Here is an 8,783-nt window from a genome sequence, read left to right as displayed (position 1 = left end):
GAGTTATGGGTAAGAGACAGACCTAAAGGCGCGGGTATTCTCCTTGCGTCTTCTAACACTGGCGTCACTCGCTTACCGTTCCGATCGGTTGCCGGTTACTAGAGACGGTGCGGAGCGCACACGAGACTCACAATTTCGGCCGCCGCTCGCGAGCTCGGTGTCGAGTAGCGACGGGAACCGGACTCAGTCGGCTTCGAGGTGCTCTCGTCGCGTTCGCCAATGAGGGAGACTCGACCGCGATCGTGATACGACTGTCCCCCTGCGGGTCGTAGCGGTCCACGAGCCCCGCGTCCTCAAGCTTCGGAAGCCGTCGATCGATCGTCTGATCGGAGTTGAATACGTCGCACAACGGCGCCTCCGGATGCTTCCGGACTCGGCGAACCGATCGGCGTCCCCGCTATCTTTTTGTGACTCGTCCGGCTCCCGATAGTCGTGCCTATTCGGAGCGCGAAAGACGCGGCGTCGCTCTACGCGGAGGTCCGGGACTACGACCTCGTCGTGACGCCCGACGCCCCGCTCGCGAGCGCGATCAACCGCCGCCTCGACCGCCCGCACTTCGGAACGTTCGCGACCACGCCGCGCCGCCTCGCGGCCGGTCGCCGCGAGCAGGCGGAGGACCGCCGGGCGTTCCTCGAGATCGTCCGACAGACCGACCACGACTGGAAGGCGGTCGCGTACGCCGTCGGGAACGTCCTCCAGTGTTGGGAACACACCGGCCGGCTCGGCGCGGTCTTAGAGTACGACGCCTACGTCGACGACGCGACCCGCGAGGTCGTCGAAGTCATGCGGACGCTGCGGACGACCTCGAAGCGGCTCACGGAGTACGCGATCGACGACGGTGGGTCCGTCGCCGTCGTCGGGTACGACCAGCTGACCGAACTGGAGCGCGGCGTCCTCCCGGAGGCGTTCGATCGCGTCGACCTCTTCAGCGGGGAGGCGTTCGACCCCCCGCCCTTCCACGTCTTCGAGTCGGCGACCGACATCGTCGCCGCGCTCCGCGATACGATCACGGCGCACAATGCGGACCGCGTCGCCGTCGTCCTCGACGGCGGCGGGAAGTACTCCTCGCTCGTCGAGTCCGCGTTCGAGGCCGCGGGCATCCCCTTTTACGGCGGGCCGGGGTTCGCGGACGACCCGCACCACCGGACGTTCGTCCGGCTCCTCCGGCTCTGTTTCCGGGGGAGCGACGCGACCGTCGGCGACGCCGCCCCGATCCTCGCGCAACTGGGGATGGACGTCCCGACCGCGGACCGGGAGCGGCGGTTGGCGGCCGTCGACCACCCCGCCACGGAGTGGCTGCGGACGTTCCGCGACGGCGTCGGCGACCGGACGTTCGCGGCGGCGCTCGACGCCTACGCGACCGAGGCCGGCGTCGAACTGGACCGGCTCGACGAGGAGCTGCGGAACCTGGGGCTCGCCGACGCGCAAGTGACCGCCGGCGCGGTCGACCGACTCGCCTACTACCTCCAGACCTACGAGGTCCCCGTCGACAGGGAGAACGAGGGCGTCCTCCTCGCCGACGCGAAGTCCTCCGCGTACGTCGACCGCCCCGTCGTCTTCCACCTCGGAATGGGAGAGGAGTGGACGCACTCGGCGCCCCAGCGGCCGTGGGTGGACACCGAGACCCAGTTCGCGCGCTACGTCGGCGACTTCCAGCGCCTGCTCCAGAGCGGTGACCGACGGTACTACCTCGTTCAAGACGCGGCCGGCGGGGAGCCGGTCACTCCGTGCCTGTACCTCGGCGACCTCCTCGACGAGGAGTTCGAGCGGTTCAGCGACCTCGACTCGGTCGAACACCGGCCGCGACCGCGGTCGACGGGCGCGGGCTTCGACCGTGAACCGACCGGAGTGGACCCCGAGACGGTCGGGAGGGTCAGCCAGTCGACCCTGAATAGCTACGTCAACAGCCCCCGGGACTACCTCTTCGGGCGGCTCCTCGACACTCCGGATCGGGAACGGTTCGTCGAGGGGACCCTCTTCCACGACTTCGCGGAGTTCTACGTGAACCACCCCGAGGCGGTCGCCGCGGCCGACACCGACGCCCTCGTCGACGCCATGCTCGCGGAGACCGAGGCGTTCTCCTCGGCCGCCGACGAGCCCCTCCGCCGCCGGAAGTACCGCATCGGACTGGAGCTGATCGCGGAGTATCTCGACGAGGAGGGGCCGGAGTCGGACGACTTCCTCACGGCGGCGTCGGGGTGGGGAACCAATTTCTTCGCGGAACACTTCGACGAGCCGGTCGACTCGCCGCTCACCGAGCGCTGGTTCGAGGACGATGCCCTCGGCGTGAAGGGGAAGATCGACCTCGTGCGGGCACCGACCGCGCTGCTCGATTACAAGAGCGGACGCAAGAAGCGCACCGCACAGGTCGTCGGCGACGCGGCGGTCGACCCGCCGGCGGACGCGCCGAACTTTCAGGCGGCGCTGTACCTGACGTACTACCGGTCGGTCCGTCCGAATGAGCGGCTGGAGTTCACGTTCTTCCACTTCCTCGAGCCGATGGCCGACGTGATCGCGGGCGACGCCGACCTCGGCGACGCGCTCACGACGGTCACCTACCACCCGGTCGCATTCGACGAGTACGTCGGCTCCCGGGATGCGTACGAGCGGCTCCTCGACGGCTACACCGACTGTCGGGAGACGTTCGAGGACCTCGGCTACTCGGCCTACGAGCAGGTTGTGGCCCCGCTGACGTTCCCCGAGACGACCGACAAGGGCGAACTCCGCGACTCCGAGTTCGCCGAGCGGTTCACCGCCGCGGTCGACGCGGAAACGTCCGCGGCCGTCGACGCCGAGAAGGGCGCGGACCAGGCGATCCGAGAGCTCAACGGCGCCCGCAGGCGGGCCTTCTTCCGCGAGGACCTCGACGCCTTCGAGGCGTTCGTCGACGAGCGCCTCGACGAACTCAACGCCCGGCGCGCCGGCGAGGAGCGGTTCCCGGTCGACGGGCTCGCCGGCGAGCCGAACTACCGGCGCGTGGACAACCGCGACCTGCTGTTGGAGGGGGACCGATGAGCGAGCCGGCGCCGAACGAGGCCCAGCGAGAGCTCATCGAGAGCACGGCGGGGACGCACCTGGTCGACGCCGGTCCCGGGACGGGGAAGACGTTCGCCGTCACCCGGCGCTACGGACGGATCGTCGACCGGCCGGACGTGGAACCGGACGACGTGCTGCTGGCGACGTTCACGCGGAGCGCCGCGACCGAGATGCGAGAGCGGATCGTCGACCACAGCGCGTACGGCCTGCGGGAGCTGGCCGACGCCCCGATCCGGACGTTCCACTCGCACTGCCACGAACTGCTTCAGGAGCACGGGTACGCCGCGCCGACACACCTCGGCCTCGACGAGCGGATCACGGGGTCGACGCGGATCCTCGAAGACGAGCTGATCGAGGCCGAGCGGTTCCGCGAGTTCTTCGGCGGCTTCCGCGACGACCACCCGGAACACGCGGCGTTTTACCGCGCGCTCGCCGAACCGGGCGAGCTGCTCGACCTGATCGGAGAGCTCGCGTCGAAGGGGATCTTCCCCACTGCCGACGGGTGGTATCGGGGCGGCGAATCATACCTCGACGGCGACTTCGAGGCGTTCAGAGCGCGGTTCGACGCGGCGAACCGACCCCGGAACGACGGCCGGAAACAGTCGGCGCTGCGCGAGGACCTGAGCGACTTCGGCCGCCACAAGACGTACCGCTCGGACGCCCCGTCGAAGTCGGAGCTGCGCGGCGGCCGCGGGACGAAGCGCCTCGACGACGACGTGGCGCGCGTGGTCTTCGACGAGGACCGCGACGGGCTCAAGGCGTTCGTCCGCGACGTGTACTTCGAGTACCTGCGATTTGCGCTGCGCCGCAACTACCTATCCTTCAGCTTCCTCCAGCTGTTCGCGTTCGTCCTCCTCTGCGAGGACGAGCGCGCCCGCGAGGCGGCGCAGTTCGAGTACGTCATGGTCGACGAGTTTCAGGACACGAGTGAGCTCCAGTTCAAGCTCGCGCTGCTTCTGTCCGGGACCGAGAACTTCTGCGCCGTCGGCGACTGGAAGCAGAGCATCTACTCGTTCCAGTACGCGGACGTGCGCAACGTCACCGAGTTCGAAGCGCGGCTAGAGCGGTTCGCCGCCGAACTCAACGACGACGCCGACCGGGTCCCGTTCGACGCGACCGACCCGATCCGGATCGAACTGCGGGAGAACTACCGGTCGACGGCGTCGGTCATCGACCTCTCGGAGCGGGCGATCGCGGCGCCGGCTGCGAGCGGAGATACCGTCGCGGTCGACCCCGACGACGTCGTCGGGCTCTCCTCGAACGCTCCCTTCGACAACACGGTCGTCGAGGGAATCCGCCACGAGGACGAACACGAGGCGGTCCTCTCGAAGGTTCAGGCGATCGTCGGCAACGACGACTACGCCGTCGAGGGGGCGGACGGCGAACCGCGACCGCCGGAGTACGGGGATATCGCGGTGTTCACCCGGACCCGGGACTACGGGCGGGAACTCCTCGGCGCCGCCGACGAGTACGACTTCCCGATGGCCTACGACGGCGGGATCGAACTGTTCCGGACGGATCCGGCGAAACTGCTGCTCGCGTGGCTTCGGATCCTCGAAACCGACGCCGACCGCGGCTGGGCGGTGGTCCTCGAACGGGCCGGGTACGCGTTCGACGAGATCGGTCGCTTCCTGGAGACGGGGTCGTACCCTGACGACCCGGCGGCGTTCCGCGACGGGCTCCACGATCTGGAGTCGGTCGGCGCGGTCGCCCGCCGCGTCCTCGACCGCTACGGCTTCGCGGGCGACGCGGCGGACGTGCTCCTCCACACGGTCCAGTCGGTCCACGACGCGACGACGGCGACTCGCGGCGAGCTGATCCGGTTCATGGAGCGCGGCGTCGAGACCGGCAGCACGGTCGACGTCGCCGCGTCCGCGGGCGACGACGCGGTGACCGTCCAGACGATTCACGCCGCGAAGGGGTTGGAGTATCCGATCGTCGTCATGGCGAACATGAACGCGGGGCGCTTCCCGCCTCGAGCCGGCGGATCGAGCGTCATCGAGTACCGGGACCCGGTGGGGCTCCGACAGCAGAAGGTGTACTCGGCGGAGCGGGCCCACCCGCACGTGTACGACAACTGGCGGCACGACGTGATCCGGCGCTGCCTACCGCGGGCGTACGACGAGGAACGCCGGCTGCTCTACGTCGCGGTCACGCGCGCGGAGAGCCACGTCGTGTTCGCGGCCGGCGAGGACCCGAACACGTTCCTCGAGGAGCTTCCCGTCGCCGTCGAAGAGATCGAACCAGCGGTCGAGTCGCTCGACCGCGAGGAGCCCGCCGACGCGGAACTGCCGTTCTCGGTGACGGCGCCTGACGGCCCGATCGGTCACAGCCCACACTCGCTGATGGACGAGACCGTGTTCGAGGCGGCGGACGAGCGGTCGGAGGCGGGCGCCGAGGCGGCGCCCGAGACTCGCGGCATGGACTTCGGCTCTCGGGTCCACGACTTTGCGGAGGCGTACGCGCTCGGCGACGACGTGACGCCGTCGAACGACCACGAGCGGCGAGTCGTCGACCTACTCGACGGGCTGTCGGGCGAGCGGTACGTCGAGGAGCCGGTGACGCTCCCGCTCGAGGTCGACGGCCGCCGCGTCACGGTCTCGGGGATCGCGGACCTCGTTCACGTGACCGACGACCGGGTCGCGGTCGTCGATTACAAGACGGACTCGACGCGGCGCGCGCGGGCAGAGTACCAGAAGCAGCTCAGCGTCTACTACCACGTCCTCGACGAGTGGTTCGCCGAGAAAGCGGTCGAAACGAGCCTATTCTACACGAGCGATGGGACGCGCGAGCGGGTCGAGCCACTCGCCGTCGAGGAGCTGCGCGCGCTCGTTCGAGCGACCGAGTCGCCGTCCGGGTGAGGCCCCGACCGGTCCGACTGGCGCTCCCGACTTGCTCCCTCGCCGGCGCCACCCGAGGTGAGTGACCGTCTCGCGCCGGCCCCGTGACGGGGTGGAATTTTTGTCGACGCGAACCGCACGACGCGTATGGCGCTCCCCGAGGCAGGACCGACCCGCGCCGGCGTCGACGACCGCGACCGCTCCGGAACACCGGGGGCGCCCCCGTGAGCGCCGGCGGCGACGACGCGGACGCAGAGGCGGATTCCGGGGCGCTGGACGGGTTTCGGCGACTCTTCGCGCTGGAGCGCGACGTGTTCGTGCTGTCGATCGCGATGTTCGCGTTCAGCTTGGGGTTCCAGATGACGAACCGGTACCTCCCGGAGTACATGGTCAGGCTCGGGGCGTCCGGGTTCGTCGTCGGGCTCTTCGGCACGTTCGGCAACGTTATCTCGGCGATCTACCCGTACCCGGGCGGCGCCGTCTCGGACCGTATCGGCTCGCGGTACGCGCTCACCCTCTTCGGGCTGCTGTCGACGCTCGGCTTCCTCGTCTGGCTGGTCGCGCCCGGGGTCGGCCCGATCGCGGTGGGCGGACTCATCGTGGAGCCGTGGGTCTGGATCTTCGTCGGACTGGTCCTCGCGCAGGCGTGGAAGTCGTTCGGGCTCGGCGCGACGTTCGCCGTCGTGAAGCAGGCGACCGACCCCTCGCGACTGGCCGCCGGGTTCGCCAGCACGGAGACGTTCCGGCGGACGGCGTTCCTCGTCGGACCCGTGCTGGCCGCCGTCCTCATCGGACTCCGCACGGAGTTCACCGTCAGCTTCCAGTTCGTCCTCGCGGTCGCGGTCGCCTTCGGCGTCCTCGGCACGCTCGTCCAGCACGTCCTCTACGACGCGAGCGGCGACTCCTTCGGCGACTCGTTCGCGGGGCTCGACCGGGTCCGGCGCGACCTGCGGGAGATGCCGGCGCCGCTCCGGCCGCTGCTCGTCGGCGACACGCTCGTCCGGTTCGCGAACGGGATGGTGTACGTGTTCTTCGTCCTCGTCGTCACGCAGTTCTTCCAAGTCGGCCTCGACGCGACCGTCGCGCTGGGCGGGTTCGCGTACGACGTGGACCTCTCGCCGCAGGCGTTCTTCGGCTACCTTCTCGGCGTCGAGATGCTCGTCGCGCTGTTGATCATGGTCCCCGCTTCGCGGCTCGCGGAGCGCATCGGCCTCAAGCCGGTCGTCGCGGTCGGGTTCGCGGTGTACGCCCTCTTCCCGGTCGTACTGATCTACGCGCCGGCCCTCGCGGGGTCGGCGCTGCCACTGTCGGCCGTGATGATCGCCGTCTTCGCGTTCTCGGGGCTGCGGTTCGCGGGCCTGCCGTCGCACAAGGCGCTCATCGTCGGCCCGGCGGAGCAGGGGGCCGGCGGCCGCGTCACCGGGACGTACTACCTCCTCCGGAACACGGTCGTGATCCCGAGCGCGGCGGTCGGGGGGTACCTGTGGGACTTCGTCAGCCCCGAGGTCGCGTTCACCGTCGCGGCCGTCGTCGGGCTCGTCGGCACCGGCTACTTCCTCGCGTTCGGCAAGGAGTTCGAGGCGTACGCGTGAAGCGAGACGCCCCGGATCGGGAACCGGGCGCGGGCGGCCATCGACCCCGGCGCGGGCGGCCATCGACCCCGGCGCGGGCGACCACAGACCCCGGCGCCGGACCCCGCCCGGTGGCTCGGGTGGCCGGCTCGCGTAGGTTTATTGGAGCGGCGACGCTCGTCGATCCCATGCCGACACCGTACGGCGAGTGGCCGTCGCCGGTCGCCCCGGAGGACGTCGCCGCCGACGTCAGGTCGTTCGCGTCCGTCGAGACCGACGGAGACCACGTCTACTGGATCGAACGCCGCCCGTCCGAGGGCGGTCGCGGCGTCGTCTGTCGCGCCCCGGTCGACGACCGCGACGCCGATCCGACAGAAGTGACGTCGGAGGAACTCGACGTGCGCACGCTCGTCCACCAGTACGGGGGCGGCGACGTGCTCGTCGCGGACGGGACGGTGCTCGCGGCGAGCATGGACGACCAGCGGCTCTACCGACTGCCCGCGGACGGGAGCGCTGCCGGGGGCGACGCGGAACCGACCCCGGTCACGCCGGTGCCGCCGGAGCCGATGGCCCACCGTTACGCCGACATGCGGCTCGCTCCGGACGGGGAGACGGTCTATGCCGTCCGCGAGCGTCACGTCGGACCCGGCACCGACGAGGAGCCCCGGAACGAGCTGGTCCGCTTCCCGCTGTCACCCGACCCGGCTCCGGAGACCGGCATCTCGGACCCGGTCGTCGTCGCGGACGGGCACGACTTCTACGCGGCGCCGCGGCCGGCCCCGGGCGGGGACCGGATCGCGTACCTGCGGTGGGATCACCCGAACATGCCGTGGGATGGGACCGAACTCGTCGTCGGCGCGGTCAACGAGACGGGCGACATCCGCGACGAGCGCGTCGTCGCGGGCGGCGCCGACGAGTCGGTCGTCTCGCCGAAGTGGTCGCCCGACGGCGTCCTCCACGCGGCGGCCGACCCCACCGGCTGGTGGAACCTCTATCGGTTCCCGGTCGCGTCCGGGACCGAGGAGGGGGAGCGCGGCGCCGGCGTCGCGCTCCCGACGACATCGGACGCGGAGGTCCTCCGCGAGATGCCGGCGGCGTTCGGCGTGCCGATGTGGACCCTCGGCGTGTCGACGTTCGCGTTCCTCGGCGACGGGCGGATCGCCACGCTGGTCACCGAGGGCGGCGACCCGAGCCTGCGCCTGCTCGATCCGGAGACGGGCGACCTCGTCGACCCGGGCCTCCCGTACAGCTCCTTCCGTCCGGCCTCGGTCCGGTCCGACGGCGACCGTGTCGTCTTCGCCGGTCACCGGACGGACGCGCCGAGCGCGGTCGTCGC

The 8,783-nt window shown here is 70.4% G+C and carries 3 protein-coding genes and 1 pseudogene; all 4 read left to right on the top strand.

Features of this window, described 5'->3' with window-relative positions:
- Nucleotides 1-432: 432 nt before the first annotated feature.
- A complete protein-coding gene (locus Z052_RS07090) occupies nucleotides 433-3,015 on the top strand; it encodes a PD-(D/E)XK nuclease family protein (protein ID WP_094519493.1) in 2,583 nt (860 codons plus the stop codon).
- On the top strand, nucleotides 3,012-5,897 hold the full coding sequence (locus Z052_RS07085) for an exodeoxyribonuclease V subunit beta (RefSeq protein WP_094519494.1): 2,886 nt from the start codon (nucleotides 3,012-3,014) through the stop codon (nucleotides 5,895-5,897). The genes Z052_RS07090 and Z052_RS07085 overlap by 4 nt, the downstream gene beginning before the upstream one ends.
- A gap of 203 nt (nucleotides 5,898-6,100) precedes the next feature.
- A complete protein-coding gene (locus tag Z052_RS07080; protein ID WP_099288926.1) occupies nucleotides 6,101-7,468 on the top strand; it encodes an MFS transporter in 1,368 nt (455 codons plus the stop codon).
- Nucleotides 7,469-7,635: 167 nt separating this feature from the next.
- A pseudogene (locus tag Z052_RS07075) lies at nucleotides 7,636-8,783 on the top strand (S9 family peptidase); the annotation flags it as partial.

Origin of the sequence: Halorubrum sp. C191 (genome assembly GCF_002727095.1) — an archaeon.
Taxonomy (GTDB): Archaea; Halobacteriota; Halobacteria; order Halobacteriales; family Haloferacaceae; genus Halorubrum; species Halorubrum ezzemoulense.
The sequence above is the reverse complement of the archived record's forward strand: the minus strand, read 5'-3'. Positions and strand labels throughout refer to the sequence as shown.